The sequence below is a fragment of the Candidatus Hydrogenedentota bacterium genome (genome assembly GCA_019637335.1).
In the GTDB taxonomy this organism is placed as follows: domain Bacteria; phylum Hydrogenedentota; class Hydrogenedentia; order Hydrogenedentales; family JAEUWI01; genus JAEUWI01.
The window spans coordinates 564,685-580,678 of sequence record JAHBVV010000001.1; the positions used below are offsets into that span (position 1 = coordinate 564,685).

At 61.9% G+C, this 15,994-nt stretch carries 10 protein-coding genes and 1 tRNA gene; 5 read left to right on the forward strand and 6 right to left on the reverse strand.

Features of this window, described 5'->3' with window-relative positions:
- Positions 1-520: 520 nt before the first annotated feature.
- The gene (locus KF886_02085; protein MBX3176128.1) at positions 521-1,390 is read right to left on the reverse strand and encodes a TIM barrel protein; all 870 of its coding nucleotides are present in this window, start codon (positions 1,388-1,390) and stop codon (positions 521-523) included.
- 228 nt (positions 1,391-1,618) lie between these two features.
- On the opposite strand from KF886_02085, the gene KF886_02090 reads away from it, so the two are divergent.
- Entirely contained in the window at positions 1,619-2,977 is a 1,359-nt protein-coding gene (locus KF886_02090; protein MBX3176129.1) for a Gfo/Idh/MocA family oxidoreductase, read from the forward strand.
- A gap of 824 nt (positions 2,978-3,801) precedes the next feature.
- Here KF886_02090 and KF886_02095 read toward each other — a convergent pair.
- The 4 genes from KF886_02095 to KF886_02110 all read right to left on the reverse strand — a co-directional run bounded on the left by KF886_02095 (position 3,802) and on the right by KF886_02110 (position 10,765).
- Positions 3,802-6,345: a S8 family peptidase gene (locus tag KF886_02095; GenBank protein MBX3176130.1), complete on the reverse strand. Its 2,544-nt coding sequence runs from the start codon at positions 6,343-6,345 to the stop codon at positions 3,802-3,804.
- The gene (locus tag KF886_02100; protein ID MBX3176131.1) at positions 6,323-7,291 is read right to left on the reverse strand and encodes an ATP-binding protein; all 969 of its coding nucleotides are present in this window, start codon (positions 7,289-7,291) and stop codon (positions 6,323-6,325) included. The genes KF886_02095 and KF886_02100 overlap by 23 nt, the downstream gene beginning before the upstream one ends.
- Positions 7,292-7,586: 295 nt before the next feature.
- Positions 7,587-9,485, reverse strand: coding sequence for a transketolase (locus KF886_02105; GenBank protein MBX3176132.1), 1,899 nt, complete (start codon positions 9,483-9,485; stop codon positions 7,587-7,589).
- 275 nt (positions 9,486-9,760) lie between these two features.
- Positions 9,761-10,765, reverse strand: a complete 1,005-nt coding sequence (locus tag KF886_02110; protein ID MBX3176133.1) for an aspartate-semialdehyde dehydrogenase — start codon at positions 10,763-10,765, stop codon at positions 9,761-9,763.
- A 246-nt stretch (positions 10,766-11,011) separates the two neighbouring features.
- Between KF886_02110 and KF886_02115 the strand changes: the two genes are divergently transcribed.
- Together KF886_02115 and KF886_02120 are read left to right on the forward strand one after the other, a co-directional pair.
- Entirely contained in the window at positions 11,012-12,337 is a 1,326-nt protein-coding gene (locus KF886_02115; protein MBX3176134.1) for a BNR repeat-containing protein, read from the forward strand.
- Between the two features lie 76 nt (positions 12,338-12,413).
- Positions 12,414-13,868, forward strand: a complete 1,455-nt coding sequence (locus tag KF886_02120) for a hypothetical protein (protein ID MBX3176135.1) — start codon at positions 12,414-12,416, stop codon at positions 13,866-13,868.
- Positions 13,869-13,953: 85 nt separating this feature from the next.
- Here KF886_02120 and trxA read toward each other — a convergent pair whose 3' ends face one another.
- On the reverse strand, positions 13,954-14,274 hold the full coding sequence (gene trxA / locus KF886_02125; GenBank protein MBX3176136.1) for a thioredoxin: 321 nt from the start codon (positions 14,272-14,274) through the stop codon (positions 13,954-13,956).
- A gap of 195 nt (positions 14,275-14,469) precedes the next feature.
- Here trxA and KF886_02130 point away from each other — a divergent pair.
- Both KF886_02130 and KF886_02135 read left to right on the forward strand, forming a co-directional pair.
- Positions 14,470-14,559, forward strand: a tRNA-Ser gene (locus KF886_02130).
- Between the two features lie 141 nt (positions 14,560-14,700).
- Complete coding sequence (locus KF886_02135; GenBank protein MBX3176137.1) at positions 14,701-15,732, forward strand: glycosyltransferase family 9 protein; 1,032 nt, start codon at positions 14,701-14,703, stop codon at positions 15,730-15,732.
- Positions 15,733-15,994 lie beyond the last annotated feature (262 nt).

Sequence of the window (15,994 nt, forward strand, 5' to 3'; positions counted from 1 at the left end):
TCGCGGTAAATACTGGGTAAAGGCCAGCGCCCGGCGAACCACACCACGCGCCCGCCCGCGCCGACTTGGCCGGGAGTGTATAGCACGCGCTTGCCGGTGTCAATAGTTTCAGGTGAAACTATAGGTGGGGAAATGTTTATACTGACTTCTGCTCTGAAAAAAAGCGCCTCAGCTTCACCACAACAGCCTCATCCAAAACAGACTACAGTAACCCAAACAAGGAAGCGGCAAAGGCTGGGAGCGCAGGTCGGAGACGCGCCGTGGTGGGCGTCCCCGCCTGCCAAGCGGCGAAGCCGCCGTCCTTTTCATCCTTAACGGGTGACGCAACGCCTCATGAAAGGCTGCTCTAAAACTTCAAAGGGAGCCACGGGTGCCACGTTCAAGCTCCGCGGCTCCGCCGCGAAGGCTTGAGCGTGCGAGACTCCAAAAGAACGCCAGCAGTCAGGAGCAGTATTTCATCCTTACTGGGTGACGCAACGCGTCATGAAAGGCTGGACCGAATCAACCCGGGCGGCGCCCCCTACACGTCGCAGAGGTGAACCGCCTGGCGCAGCGACGCGATGGGGTCGCGTTTGGGAATGAACTCCTGCGCCACGAAGCCCTGGAATCCGGTGTCGGCGATGGCCTGGCAGATCCGGGGATAATACAGCTCCTGCGTCTCGTCGATCTCGGCGCGGCCGGGGACCCCGCCGGTGTGGAAATGGCCGATATACTCGATATTGTCCGTGATCGTCTGGATCACGTCCCCCTCCATGATCTGCATGTGGTAGATGTCGTACAGCAGCTTGAAGCGATCCGATCCGACCTCCTGGACAAGCGCCGCGCCCCAGGGCGTCCGGTCGCACTGGTAATCCTTGTGATCCTTCTTGCTGTTGAGCAGCTCCATGCAGATGGTCACGCCGAGCTGCTCCGCCAGCGGGGTAATCCGCTTGAGGCCCGCCGCGCTGTTTTTCAAGCCTTCCGCGTCGCTGAGGTCCCGCCGATTGCCCGAGAACACGATCATGTTCGGGAGGCCCGCCGCCGCAATCTGCGGGAGCAGATCCTCCGACTTCCTCACCAGTTCATCGTGGCGGTGCGGCTCGTTCCAGCCGTCCTTGATGGGGCCCGGGCCACTCGCCATGGGGCAGATCAGGCCGTGCTTCGCGATGACCGGCCACTCCTCTGGACCCAGGAGGTCGATCCCCTGGATGCCCATCGCCGCCGCGTGCGCCGCAAGCTCGTCGAGCGTCAGGTCCTTGTAGCACCACTTGCAGACCGAATGCTTGATATTGCCCTTGAGGGGCGCGGGGGTGTCCTCGGCGCGCGCGCCCGCCGCGCCGAGCACGATACCGGCGGGCGCCGCGGCCAGGGACGTCAGGGCGGCGCGGCGGGTGAGGTTGGGCGAAGTCATGGGGGTGTACTCCCTTGGGGTAGCCTGCGGTTTGCAACGCCATCATGGAGGAATTGCCGCAACCTTTACAAGGATCGGGACAACCTTGCGTGGAACCACGATTCAACGCCACCGCGCGCCGGGCTCGGGGCACCGCCCGTGCTGGCAATTCACATGGGACCCATGTACCATAAACACGGTCTGCCGGCTGTTCGACGCCGGCGGAAACAACACAAAGGATATCCAACCGTGCGTACACACTATCTTTCGCGCCGCCGTTTTCTCGCCGCATCGGCCGCGGCCGCGGGTTTCACCATTGTTCCCCGATTCGCCGTTTCCGGCGCACAGGAAATTGCGCCCAGCGAGAAAATGAATATCGGCTGCGTCGGCGTGGGCGGCATGCAGGGCATGTACGATGTCAAGCATGTCAGCTCCGAGAACATATACGCCCTCTGCGACGTCGACGAGAATTTCCTCCTGCGCGCGGCGGAGCACTACCCGAATGCGAAGCTGTACCGCGACTATCGCGAGATGCTGGACAAGGAACACAAGAACCTGGACGGGATCACGATTACGATTCCCGATCACATGCACGCGAGCGTGGCCGCGTTTGCCATGGAGCGGGGCGTGCACGTGTATTGCCAGAAGCCGCTGACCCAGAGCGTCTGGGAGGCGCGCTACCTGGCGAAGGCGGCGAAGAAATATGATGTCGTGACGCAGATGGGCAACCAGGGCTACTCCTCGGACGCGACCCGCGTGGCGTGCGAAATCATGTGGAGCGGCGCGCTCGGCGACATTACCGAGGTGCACTCGATGAGTGGGGGCGGGTTCGCGCGCGATATTTCGGCCTGGCCCGAAGGAGAAACCGCGCCCGAGTCCATCAACTGGGATCTGTGGAGCGGGCGCGCCGAGGTACACCCCTACAGCGCGAAGATTCACCCGTCAAACTGGCGCGGCTTCCTGGACTATGGCTCGCAGATGATCGGCGACTGGGGCATTCACATGCTCGGGCCCGCCAACTGGGGCCTGCAACTGGGCAGCCCGGCGCAGATCACCAGCTTCGCCGTGGAGGGCGTGAATCCGGTTACCTTTCCGCACTACGCGGTGAAAATGGATTTCCCCGAGCGCCCCAACAAGTATGTGCCCGCGGGCAAGATGCCGCCGGTGTCCGTCTACTGGTATGAAGGAAACGCCACCGCCCAGTTCAAGGTCCCCGAGGCCCTTGCCGGTGAAGACCTCAAGGGGTTCAACGAGTTCTTCATCGGGACAAAGGGGCTTATGGGAACCAAGGGACGCGGCGAGCACGTAAGCCTGCTTCCCAAGGCGAAGATGGAGGAATTCACGCTCCCGGCCCAGGTTCTCGAGCGTTCGCCCGGCCACTACGAAGACTGGATCCAGGCCTGCAAGACCGGGAAAACGCCGTGCTCGGATTTCCACATCGCCGCGCCCTACACGGAATGGATCCTGCTCGGCGCCATCAGTTGGCGCTTCCCGAACGAAACACTCCAGTGGGACGGCGAGAACCTGCGTTTCACGAACAACGAAAAGGCGAACGAATTCATCAAACCCACGTTCCGCGGCGGCTGGGAACTGCCCGAACTCGCATGAAACTTCGCGGGACATGAACCGGCGCTCCCGGACAAGCGCCAGGAGACGTAGCGCCCGCAAGCCGCCAGACCGAAGCACGCGCTGTTCGACGAAACGCCTGCCGCGCACGACGCGCCCAAAGACAACGGCCCCGGAGGCATCCTCCGGGGCCGTAATTTGTTTGTCTTTTGTCGGCTGGCTCTATCACGGCTCATAAGGTTGGGCTTCGCCGATACCGTACCTTTCGGAGTTCCCGAATACGTAATTCTTTAGCGGAATGCAGCAGGCTTGATTCCTCGACAAAAAATCCCGCGCCGCAACGGATGTGCGGACGAATGGGAGCGCGGGCGGCCCGGGCGGCTTGGTGTTGAATCTCGACAACAACGTGGTCACACGCTCTTCACGAGTGCCCGAAGTTCGTCCAGGTTATGAGATTGGAGCCCTTTAGCGCTGATGACGTTTGCGAGCTTGATCCCTTCGGTCTTCAGTTCCATATTCTCGCTGGACAAGGAGGCACGAAGAACCGCCACGACGTGGTCCCACCGGTGTTCGCGATACAAAGGCGACTCCGCGTGTTCATATCGGCTCCAGAGACACGAGAGCGTCTCGCCAGGGCAATCCTTCGACAGTTGGCCAAGCCGGTCGATGCCCCAATTTTCCGGTCGTGGCTAATGCACTTCATCCAGCAGACGCTGGAACGCGGCCAGTGACTATGGGGCGACAAGACTGTCGCTGCTGAACCACAGCCCGAAGTAAACCCAGTTTCTTTTTTGCCATTGCGGGGAGTGACTGGTGGATTTGGCTGTGTTGCGTTCAAGACAGACAATAGTCCTCAGGAAAGCGATCTATGTGCCGATAGTTATACCGACTTTCTGAGCGACCGGTGTGTAAATATCTATCTCCTCGTCTGAGGTATGGAGTGAAACAATTAGTGAATATCTGCACTTCCGATCCCAACGCCCAAGCCATGCCCGTTCTCGCCACCACCCTCCAATGGGATAGACTCCGATAATATTGCAGGTGGCGATATCGGCAGCGGTTCCCCTCCAAATGTCGGAATGGACAGAGCCCTTGCTTCGATTGTTTGAGCCAATGAGCCACCTATCACTTCCGCTTTCGCTATCCGGTTTCTCGCCCTCTTCCCGTGCTGCGTAGTTGAGTCGCCGTAAGAAACGCTCCTCGTCCTCACCCATGCTGTTAAGGTCGAAGCGCAGCGCATGGGACGCATAGCGGTATTTGTCTTTCCAGCCCACTTCGCCCGGTCCAGGCTCGACAAAATAGGAAAGCGTAATACGGAGTGTGACAGTCATCTCTCCCAAGGAAAGCAAAATATCGCGTGGCCATGGAATGCGGTGCAGATGCATATCCTTAGTAGAACAGGTGGAACCCTTCTTGGTGTAGGGTTGCATTTCCGACTGCGCGATGAGCGTCAAGGAGTTTGAAGCGCATGCCATGGCCTTGGAGAGATTGGGCACGCCATAGCCACAAATTCGGAGCAGTTTTCCGTAATCAGACTTCGAATACCCGCCCCGCCTGTCGGCATCGAGGAACTGTTGCTTCAGGGCGTCCGGCCAATCTGCCGAATGTATCATCAGTCCCCGGACCGTCTCGGGCCAGGCATCCGGATAGGACGCCTGGATCTGTGCTGCCATCCAGGCCGCTTGTGCGGCTGCGGCGCTGGTGGCATTGATCGCGTCAAACTGGCGGCGAATAGGTTGGTGTCCGGTCGAGAGCAACGAAAGGTCGTCATGCTCGCTGAAAGTCCCGTCGGGGGCCTGCGCGATGTTTCCGCCTTCCAACACGATATCCGGTTTTACGGGCCATTTCGAGTCCCAGTTGGCCGATGTGGAGCTGAAAGGTGACAACTGGCCCGGTTGGGCCAATGGAGTGTGATCATGGAGATCCGGGTCGGTAAGCCGAGACTTTTCTGTGTAGGCGCCTACCGTAAGGGCATTCCAAGACTGCCCCGGGTCGTGAACTGAGTACTCTAGATTGCTTTGCGGATAGTGTGCCCATCCAACATCCCGTTCGCTGTTCCCTGCCGACATAATGAAAAGGCGCTTCCCGCCATCGTCATAGCCGGAAGTAAGCTTGTCGATTGCCGCGGACCAGGAAGACGGGCGGCCTCGGTCGCGTCCGTCCTCCGATGTTACCGCCAAACACCCAATATGGCTTCGGGTAGATGCTTTAATCTCTGCGCGGCTGATACCCTGGATGGTAATGTCACCGTAGAGTTCTGGATCATTATCTTCGCGGGGCGGAAGTATCTTGGAAGACTCAAGACAGTGCTCCACCGCAATGGGGCCATCGTGCTGCAATGCGGCAAGCAAGTCCCCGAATGCGGCTATGCCGCACATCAACGTTCCATGCCCCCTATGGTCATTCACGCCCCATTGTGGGTCCACGGCATGGCAATCCCCGTCGGCGAGTATAGGCTCAAGAAGGACATGACCATTATTCGCCCCAGTATCCAGAACGCATACTGCGACGGTCGGATTCTTGTTTACCTTGAGTCGCGACCGAAGGTCTTCTGCCCACTCGGCTTGTTCCTTGTTCTGCAATTCAAGGAAAAAACGGGCGGTCTCCTTGGCTCTTCTGAATTCGGCGATATACGGGCTGGACTCCATCAGGGCTGCGAATTGCGCGCGCGTGGCGAGTCCGAGTAGCACCGTCCGCTCGGGAAACCTGAGCGACCGCTCCTGAAGAGGGACACCGAGGATACGGGCAGTTTCACTAAAGCTTTCCTCTACAATTGCGCCAGCGTCGCCTGCGGGTTGCCCTGCAAAAGCGCTCTCTGCCCGGAGCCAGATCTCACACCATATCGCATCATCGCCCTGGGGTAAAAGATCGGTATCGTCCCGCCAGAAAGACTCCAATACCGCAATCCGAATATCCTCGACGCTCTGAAGCAGTTTTGCGTTCTTGGGAGTGCCCTTGGGCGTGTCTTTCTCCGCGTATTCATTCAACTTCTTGAGAAAATGGTCTTGCTTCCCTGACGGAATGAATACTGTCGCCCGCGTAATCCTTTGCCCTTTTCCATTTTCAGGTTGTACCGTGTACACATTAAGCAGTCGAATTCCAGAGCGGCGGTCTTCAAGGCTCTTGGTAATCAACTCGTAACCTGGTGCCCCCTCAAATTCGACATAGACACCATCTTTGGCCGGCATGGAAACCGCTGAGCGGGCCTCTTCCTGCTCTCGCGCTTTTGTCCAAATCGCAGCCCATTGTTCTTTGAGCTTTGCGCTATGTGCCTTCCGGTTTCGAGGAGGAGCTTCCTGGCCTCCTCCACTTCGCGGTGTAGTGAAATTCTTCTTCTCTCCGGTGTCCGGAAGAAAAATGTGGCGATGTTGCGTCGGCACAGTAAAGTTACCCCCTTCTTGAATCCTCATAGGCGGAGCGGCGTTCCTCGAGCATCCGCTTGAGTAGAGTCGCAGTCACGGTTTTCCTATCGGCCAGAATGGTTTCTTTAATGGCGTCGTCGCACGCCTGTGTGATTTCCGCGTGGCTTAGCGATAGCGCCATCCTGGCCGACGCATCGAGCGAGACCTTTTTTGAATGGAAGGCGCCAAGGCGGTTCTCGATCAATCGGGCGATTTCTCCCGTCTCGGGGAGGCCGTAGTGGAGAACATCGTCGAAGCGCCGGAAAAGCGCCTGGTCCAGAATGCGTGGATTGTTCGTGGCCGCCACAACGAGGCTGTCCGAGGTATCGCGCTCGATGAATTGCAGGAAGGAATTCAATACGCGCCGCATTTCGCCGACATCATCATCGCGGCTGCGCTCGCCGCCAATCGCGTCAAACTCATCAAAGAGGTACACCCCGCGTCGCTGCTGAATAATGTCAAATATTTGTCGTAACTTCGCGCTCGTCTCGCCCATGAATTTTGTCACGATCTTATCCATCAAAATCGTGTAGAGTGGCAAATGCAGTTCGCCCGCCAACACAGATGCGGTCAGGGTCTTTCCCGTACCTGGCGGGCCAGCCAACAGGATCTTTCTGCGGTGTGATAGTCCGTGCTTCTCGAGCTTGGCCTTCTGGCGGAATTCGCGAAGGATCCTCTCGATTCGACTGCACATACCGTTCGAGAGAACCAGCGATCCGAGTCGCTCGTTCGGCTCGGCTGTTAACACAAGATGGTTGAGGTCCGGCGTGAATGGTACGATTCGGCCCGGACGCGCCTTGGCCTTGTCTACGAGTGTGCGAATGTCTTCGGCCAACGCGCCATGGCCTTGCTTCGCCTCATGGGCGGCGACTTGAAGCGCTATCGTAAAGAATTGCTCAGGCTGCTCGCTCAAGTGCGAACGTATGAGGGACTTTATCTGCTCGGCGGTTGCCATCGGGTTGTCCTCTCGAAATTCATTTCACCTCGCAAGCCTATGCGCGGCTCGTTGGTTTTTCGCTGTGCCGACGACCAAAATCGAAGAATTACCACATTTGGATCTTATCCTAGCGTATGAAATCCCTTGGACAGAGAATACCGGTTCATTATGGATAAAGCAAAAGGAACCGCCAAGGGACGTGTACGTACGCGCACTAGTGGGATGGGCAACTGATCTGGTGAATAGATCGCGAAACGCGGCCCCGGAGGCATCCTCCGGGGCCGTGATTCTTTCTGGTCCTGCCGCCTGGGGCCTACCCCGCGAGCGTCTTAATCCTCGCCAGGATGCTGTCGGCATCCAGGCCCTGGTGGGCGATGTGTTCGGGGATGCCGCCGGCGCCGGGGCGGACGACGCCCATGCTGGCGTACTTCGGCGCGAGGCCTCGTTCGAGGAGCCAGGTCCCGTAGCGGCTGCCGAGGCCGTTGTTTTCGTTCTGCGCCTCGACGACGAGCGCGAAGGGCGCCGCGCCAACTTTCTTCAGCATGTCCTCGTCGATGACGTTGAGAGTGGGCTTGTTGATGAGGCCGACGTCGATGCCGGCTTCGCGGGCGCGGTCGACGGCGTCGAGGGCGCGGTAGAGCATCTCGCCGTAGCAGACGACGTACCCGGCCTGGCCTTCGCGAATGACCTCGTCCTTGCCGGGCACGAACTGGTAGCTCTCATCGTAATACTTCGAGCCATCTTCCTTCGCGATGAAGGGGACCTTGCTGCGGGTGGTGAAAACGTAGCGGATGCCGGGGTCGCTCCAGATGGTGTTGACCAGGCTCTTGAGCTGGGCGGCGTCGGCGGCGAAGTAGAGGCGGGTGTTGTCGCCTTCCTTGATGCCGCTGTGCGCAAGCCAGATGTTGATTCCGTAGTGGCAGGTGTTGTCGGCGATTTCGTCCACGCCCGCGTGCGAGAAGTGGCAGATGACGTTGGCGTTGTTCAGGCGCGCCATGGTCGCCTCGGAGATGATCATCTCCAGGAAGGCCGAGAAGGTGCTGAAGATGCCGAGCTTGCCCGGGACGGAGCCGAAGCCGGCCGCCGCGGAGAAGTTCCCGCGCTCCTGGACGCCGCCGTTGATGCAGACTTCCGGATGCGCCACGCGGATGCCCTTGAGGCCGGTGGAGCCTTCCAGGTCCGAGTCGACCACCAGCACGCGGTTGGGGCGTTCGTCCGCCGGGATTTCGTCGAGGATGGCGTTGACGATCGCGCCGAACTCGGTGCGGTTACTGGCCTGTTCGGGGGTGGAGCCTTTGTAGGTGACGCTGGGCCCGTGTTTCTTGACCGCGTTCAAAAATTTCACCGCCTCGTCCTGGCCGCGCATCGTCAGGTAGTTCAGCGCCGATTCCTTGTCGATCACGTCGTGGCCCGCGTGGTTGCCCTCAATCCCCGGGATTCCGGGGGCCATCGGGCGGCGGTTCACCAGCGCGACCGGCCCGGGGGTGTTGACGGCCTGGAGCATGCGCGCGTAGAGGGCGTCCAGGTCCTCGCCATCGCCCGCGTCCACGGTCAGCCCGTGGCCGGTAAGGGTCCTGGCGACGTCGTAGCCCGGCAGGTAGTCGCTGGGGTGGCCGGATATGGTGACGTTGTTGTCGTCAATGGCGAGCTTCACATTCAGCTGTTGCGCGACGGCCAGGCGCGCGGCCTCGGCGTCGTTGCCTTCCATCTGGGAGCCGTCGGAGCCGAACATGAACACGACGCCGTTCGGGTGGGCCTTTGCGATGCCGTTGACGAAGGGCCACATGTGGCCCAGGCGCCCGGAGGCGAACTTGATGCCCAGTTCGGGCTCGATTTCCGGGTGGCCGTAGAGGCCGGCGCCCGCCGCGCGGTACTGCAGGAGCTTCTCGAAGGGCATCTCGCCGTTGAACGCGCTCATGGCGTACTGGATGGCGACGCGGTGGCCCCCTTCATCGAAATACACGGGATATACGCGGTCGCTGCCCTTCATGAAGCTGTCCGCGATGATGACCTCGGGCACGATGCTGTAGGCGCCGCCGGTATGGCCGCCAAAGCCGCGCACGCCGGCCACGGCGGTGAAGAACACGATCGTATCGCGGACGATGTCGATATTGGTTTGGATCTGGGCCTTCTGATCCGCCGTCAGGGGCGCATTTTGAAACGGGTCGATGGGCACCGGCTTGTAGTTGCTGGTGTCGATGGGAAAAGACATGGTAGCTCCTTCTCGTTTCGTGCCGGCGCCCGGCAGGCGCCCGGATGGGTTCATTGTGGTACGGCGCCCCGCACGGCGGTCGACCGGCGAGGGCGGGAAGCACACCCGCCCGCAAACCGGCGCGCATGGAAAGCCTGTACGCTCAGGCCTCGCGCTTGGGGGAGCCAAAAGTATAGCAGAGCCCCCCGTGGAAACACTATCGGCGGAGACGCGGCGAGCGGCGCAACAAAAAAAGGGGCGCGCCCGAAGGCGCGCCCCTGGGGGGTACGTTGAAATTACAGCCGCTCGGCAATCTGCACCGCGTTCAGGGCCGCGCCCTTGAGCAGGTTGTCGGAGACGATCCAGAGGTCGATGGCGGAGGGGTGCGAGATGTCCTCGCGGATCCGCCCGACGTAGGTGTCGAACTTGCCGGCGGCGTCGAGCGCAGTGGGGAAGAGATCGTGGGCCGGATCGTCCATAACGATAATGTTCTCCGCTTTTTCCAGGAGATCGCGGACCTGGGCGGCGGTGAGCTTCGTGGCGGTTTCCACGTTCACCGATTCGCTGTGGCCCGTGTGCACCGGCACGCGGACGGTCGTCGCCGTGACCATGATCGACGGGTCGCCCATGATCTTCTTGGTCTCGTTGACCATCTTCATCTCTTCGGAGCTGTAGCCGTTGTCGCCGAAGGCGTTCTTGTGCGGGATCTGGGGGATCACGTTGAAGGCGATGGGCTTGGGGAAGACCGAGCAGGCGGGCGTTTCGCCGTTTATGACGGAACGCACCTGGGCGTCCAGTTCGTTCAGCGCGGCGCTGCCGGCGCCGGAGACGGCCTGGTAGGTCGAAACCACGACGCGCCGGATCTTCGCGGCCGCGTGAATGGGCTGGAGCACCTGCACCATCTGGATGGTCGAGCAGTTGGGGTTGGCGATGATGCCCTTGTGCTTCTGGATGTCTCCGGGGTTTACCTCCGGCACCACAAGCGGCACTTCGGGGTCCATGCGCCAGGCGCTCGAATTATCCACGACCACACAGCCGTCTTTCGCGGCGAAGGGCGCGAAGTGCTTGCTCGTGCCGCCGCCCGCGCTGAACAGGGCCACGTCAACGCCCTTGAACGAGTCTTCCGTCAACTCCTCCACCGGCAGTTCCTCGCCCTTGAAGGTGAGCGTCTTGCCCGCCGATCGGGCCGAGGCCAGTAGCTTGATCGAGGCGATGGGGAAGTCGCGTTCTTCGAGGACCCGCAGCATCTGCTGGCCCACCACGCCGGTGGCGCCCGCGACGGCTACATGCTTGGAACTCATGGGTAAATACCCTCCTTTGGGAACTGGGGTTTATGCATACCGGGGCCGGAATCGGGTGTTCCGGAGAATGGGGAGACAGCGTTGCGCCCGGTAGCGATTCGCTGGGCAAACTGGGGTAGTATAGCACACTGCGGGCTTCGAACGAAAACGCCGCGCGCCCGGGCAAGCGCCGCCGCCCCGCCTTGCCCGCTCAGGAACAGGGCGATATACTGGTTTTTTATGCGAACACCAACCGCGAGGGCCCCCATGAAAACGTTGTTACACCTATCCCTGAGCATTGTCGCCGTTGCGGCCGGCGCTTCCCGGGCCGCCGAAGTCGTCGAGACGCTCCCGGTGGACCGGGTCTGGTCGGGCCATCCCGTTGGCTTCGCCCTCCTGACCCATGCGCCCCACCAATTCGTGGCGTATTACAACGCCGACCGCCAGATGGTCGTCGCCTCGCGCACGCTGGGCGAAACGGGCTGGAACCGCGTCCCGCTGCCGGAGAAGGTGGTCTGGGACAGCCACAACTACATCACGATGGCGCTGGATGATCGGAACCACCTGCACCTGTCCGGGAATCTCCACGTGAACCCGCTGGTCTACTTCAAGACCGGCGCGCCGCTCGACCTCGCGACCTTCGCGCGGGTCGAAAAGCTGGTGGGCGAGGACGAGGGCCGCATGACCTATCCCCGCTTCTTCCGGGGACCGGCCGGCGAGTTTATCTACACCTACCGCGACGGCAGCAGCGGTTCCGGCAACCAGATCTACAACCGGTACGACGCGGAAACCGGCGCGTGGTCGCGGCTGCTGGATCGTCCCCTGACCGACGGCCGCAGCGAGATGAACGCCTATCTCGACGGCCCGCACCGGGGGCCGGACGGGTACTTTCACCTCGTCTGGGTGTGGCGGAACACCCCCGACTGCGAAACGAACCACGACGTGTCGTACATGCGCAGCCGCGACCTGATCGGCTGGGAAACCGCCGGCGGCGAGGCGCTGGAATTGCCGGTCACCCCGGACGCCTCCGCGACCGTGGTCGATCCCGTCCCGCCGGGCGGCGGCGTGATCAATGGCAACGCGAAGCTGGGTTTCGACCTGGACGGGCGGCCGGTGGTGACCTACCACAAGTACGACGGCGACGGATACTCCCAGGTATTCAATGCGCGCTGGGAGGACGGGAAGTGGGCCATTGCGGCGGCCTCCCGCTGGGATACGCGCTGGGAATTCAGCGGGCGCGGCAGCATCCCCTTTGACGTGCGGGTCCAGCCCGTCAAGCGGGACGGGGACGGGCTCTACCAGGAATGGAGCCACTGGCAGCTCGGGCGCGAGCGGTGGCGCATCGACCCGGAGACGCTCCGGGCCACCGAACAGCTCCCCCTGCCGCCGAGCAACACGCCACCCGGGTTCGGCACGATCCAGGGCGAATTCCCCGGGCTACAGGTGCGCACCGCCACCGATCTCGGGAGAAGCCCGGAGCCGGGCACGCGCTACCTCCTCCGCTGGGAGACCCTCGGCCCCAACCGCGACCGGCCCCGCGAACCGCCGCTGCCGGAACCATCGGAGCTGGTGCTGTACAAGATCCAGGGGTGACGCGGGGGGCGCGACTTCCGCCGGCGCGTGTGCTACCCTGAGGGCGACGGGCACTTCGTGACATGGAGGCAGCACGATGGGTAAAGTTCTGCAATGGTCGGTCGCAATCCTGGTTTCGATCACCCTGCTCGCAATCATCGGCATGCAAATGCTCGCGCGGCACACCGCCCACTCCCGGGACCAGTCGGTCGGGGCGCTTCGCGAGAAACTGGCGCAGTTCGAGGACGCGCCGCCGCGGGACGGGGGCAATGCGTCGAGTGAATCCCCGCGATCCGGTACGGATAGCGCGGCGCCCATTTCCACGCCCGACATTGAGGCGCTGCGGGCCGGGTGGCAAGCACTGGCGGTCGAGGCCGATGCGATGCTCGAGCCCTGCGAACTACCGGAGGGGATATGGGTCTCGGTCGTCGGCGCCGCGCGCCACGTCGAGGATGGCGCCCTGAGCGCAGTTGAGCGCGAGCGCCTCCTCGCCTTTCAGGCATGCCGTCAACCCTATATCGACGAGGTGATGGCGCTCGTCCGGTGCGGGGTCGATATGGACACGGTGTTCGATATGCCCTATCTGTTGAAGCGCCTATCGGCCTTTGACGGCCCCGGACGGGCATCCTGGGTGTTACAACGGCGCCTCTGGATCAGCGCCGCGCTCGAGGACCATGGCGCGGTGCTCGATGCATTTTACGGGCTCGTCTATCTCAACGGTTTTCGATTCCGTGGGCTGCCCGGTTATTGGAGTATCGGGGACTACTCAAACTGGGAACTTCTCCGCCCGGCCATTGAAAGCGAGCTGGCCAGCGGGCCGCGCGGCGACGCCCTGTTCGACCTGCTGAGCCACCACCGGAATCCGGGCTTCTTTCGGGCCCAGGTACGGCTCCGCGCGGCGGAAATCATTGAAAGCTACGAAACCTGGAATCAGCGACCGATGGGTTTCGCGTTTCGGGAGGCGCCCGTGGCGTATTTCCGGAACTGGGCCTATCCCCGCCTGACGCCGGCCCTGTTCAATCACGATCTCGATCGGTTCAGCCGCGCGACCGCGGAGCTATTGGATCTGGTGGCGTTGCCCTACGCCGAGGCCGAGCCCCGGCTGGCGTCGTTTTACGAGAAGTTCGACGTGGAGCCAAATGTCTCCAATATTAAGGTCATGCGAAGCAATTCGGGCTGGTACTTCGTCGTCCAGCTCAGCCGCCACGACCTGCCGAACCAACCCGACCGGTGGGCTTCGATGGACATCATCCGCCTGGCGATGCTGCTTGAGCGCCACAAGCGCGCGGATGGCGCCTATCCCGATTCCCTGGAGGTGTTCGCGGGCGAATTCGGTGGCGCCGTGCCCCGAAATCCCTATCTGGATGCGCCGTATGTGTATGAGCTGGCTGACGACGCCTACCAACTCGGATACACCCGCGAGCTCGGGTACGAGCGAGAGTACGTTCGCGACGCGGACCCGCTTGTCATCACGCACTACTGGCATGACCCGTATGGACTCGCCTCGGATATGGACCCATACGGCGAGCCCGAAGATGGGGAAATCGAATAGCCGGCATCCCGGTCCGACGAAACAAACGCCCCGGCGCGGGTTTGCGCCGGGGCGTCGTGCATTTTGGAATGTGTTGCGGGCCCGATCAGGCCAGCGCGCTGTCGATGGCCTTGGCGAGGTCGCCTTTGCCGGTCACGCCGATGAAGCGGTTGACCTCGGCGCCGTCTTTCATAATCAGCAGGGTCGGGATGCTCGACACGCTGAACTCCTGCGCCAGGTTCGAGGCGCTGTCGACGTCCACCTTGCCGATTTTTGCCTTGCCGTCGTACTCGGCGGCGAGTTCATCGAGCACCGGGGCGATCATCCGGCACGGCCCGCACCATTCGGCCCAGAAGTCCACGAGGGTGACCCCGCTGGCTACGGCATCCTTGAAGTTGTCTTCCGTGAGTTCGGTGGCGTTGCTCATACGAGAATACTCCTATGCGGGTAATGCGTGACGTGTGATTTCCGGGGGTTGTTGCGATAACTTAGCGGATTATAGCCGAGGGGGCGGCCCGCGGTAAAGTCCCGGCGGGGCCCGCTCCCGCGCCGCCGGGCTAAACGGCTGGTATCACGCGATTTGACAATTCAGCGCGCGGCGCACTACACTATCCTGCCCTGCGGAGAGTTGTCCGAGTGGTTTAAGGAGCACGCTTGGAAAGCGTGTGTGCGTGGAAGCGTACCGAGGGTTCGAATCCCTCACTCTCCGCCATTTTTTATGCGCATTTCCGGGCGCGGCGTTTCGGGGAGAGGGGCGGCGCACCCGGCATGGGCCCTGTTCGGCCGGCTGAATCACGCCGCCGCCGGGCGCGATCGGCGCGGCCCGGATTCGTGGAGCACCCGGAACCACACGATGATCAATGGCGTCCCCCGCATACTCCTGGTACGGTTAAGCGCCATCGGCGATGTAGTCCGCGTGCTGCCGGCCCTGCATACCCTCCGCAACCGCTACCCGAACGCCCAAATCGATTGGGCGGTGGAGCGGAAATCCCTCGAAGTCATCTCGGGCCACCCCGCGCTCGACCAGATCCATGTCTTCGAGCGCTCGGGCGATTTCAAGAGCGACTTCCGGACGTTTCGCGGGCTGTGCGCCACGCTCCGCGCACAGCGCTACGACTGGGTCATCGATTTCCACGGTATTTTCAAGACCGGTGTCATCACGCGGTGCTCCGGGGCCGCCAAACGGATCGGGTTTGCCCGCCCGCGCGCCCAGGAATTCAGCCACCTCGCCACCAACCAGCGGGTCCGCCTGGTCTCCAACTACATGAACCGCATCGAGGAGAACCTGGAGCTCTGCAAGGCCGTGGACGCCAAGTGCCACTCCCTCGATGTCGTCATTGATATCCCCGAGGAGGCGGACGACGCCATCGACGCCTATTTCACCCGCCGCTTCCACGGCGCCAAGAAGGTCATCGCAATCCACGCGCCCGTGGACCGTCCCGAAAAGCAGTGGCCGCTGGAATACTACGCGGCGCTGGCCGATATGATCATGCGCGACGGCCGCTACGAGGCGCTCCTCACCTACGGGCCGGGGCAGCGCCCGGTGGTGGACGAGGTCGTCGCGATGACGCGGTGCAAGCCCCACGTCGCGCCGGAGACGCCCGACCTCAAGCACTACGCCGCGCTCGTGGAGCAGTGCGATCTCTATTTCGGCGGCGACACCGGCCCCATGCACATCGCTTCGGCGATGGGAACGCCGATCATTGCGGTTTTCGGGGGCACCCACCCCAGCCAGCACGCGCCCCTGCGGCAGCCGTCGCGCGTGCTCTACGCGGGGCCGGAGATTCCGGTGCGCAGCATCGACCGCGAGAACGCCGAGGCCCTGTTCCGCAAGATCACGCCGGAAATGGCGTACGACACCTGCGTCGAAATGCTGCACCAGTAGCCCGCCGCCATTCCGGCACGCCGGATCCACCGTGATACGGGCTTTCTGCCCGGCCCGAAATCCTCGTCATTCCATCGGTTATGATCCGCGCCTCCGGCGCTGAAGGAACGGTATTCAGGGCTGAAAACCCGCTCCATAGCGCTCGTAATTCATCGGCAATATCAAAACGGCGCCCTTAAAAAACGGCCCATTTCTTCAGGGTAATCGCATTTATCCCCGACCGCGGCATCGGGGCGTTATCTTGAATCGATTTGGAGCCCTG

Bases quoted from the DNA above. Each gene is read 5' to 3' on its own strand.
- KF886_02115 (MBX3176134.1), top strand. From the start codon at position 11,012: ATGAAAACGTTGTTACACCTATCCCTGAGCATTGTCGCCGTTGCGGCC.
- KF886_02110 (MBX3176133.1), bottom strand. From the start codon at position 10,765: ATGAGTTCCAAGCATGTAGCCGTCGCGGGCGCCACCGGCGTGGTGGGC.
- KF886_02085 (MBX3176128.1), bottom strand. From the start codon at position 1,390: ATGACTTCGCCCAACCTCACCCGCCGCGCCGCCCTGACGTCCCTGGCC.
- trxA (MBX3176136.1), bottom strand. From the start codon at position 14,274: ATGAGCAACGCCACCGAACTCACGGAAGACAACTTCAAGGATGCCGTA.
- KF886_02100 (MBX3176131.1), bottom strand. From the start codon at position 7,291: ATGGCAACCGCCGAGCAGATAAAGTCCCTCATACGTTCGCACTTGAGC.
- KF886_02135 (MBX3176137.1), top strand. From the start codon at position 14,701: ATGATCAATGGCGTCCCCCGCATACTCCTGGTACGGTTAAGCGCCATC.
- KF886_02120 (MBX3176135.1), top strand. From the start codon at position 12,414: ATGGGTAAAGTTCTGCAATGGTCGGTCGCAATCCTGGTTTCGATCACC.
- KF886_02105 (MBX3176132.1), bottom strand. From the start codon at position 9,485: ATGTCTTTTCCCATCGACACCAGCAACTACAAGCCGGTGCCCATCGAC.
- KF886_02095 (MBX3176130.1), bottom strand. From the start codon at position 6,345: ATGAGGATTCAAGAAGGGGGTAACTTTACTGTGCCGACGCAACATCGC.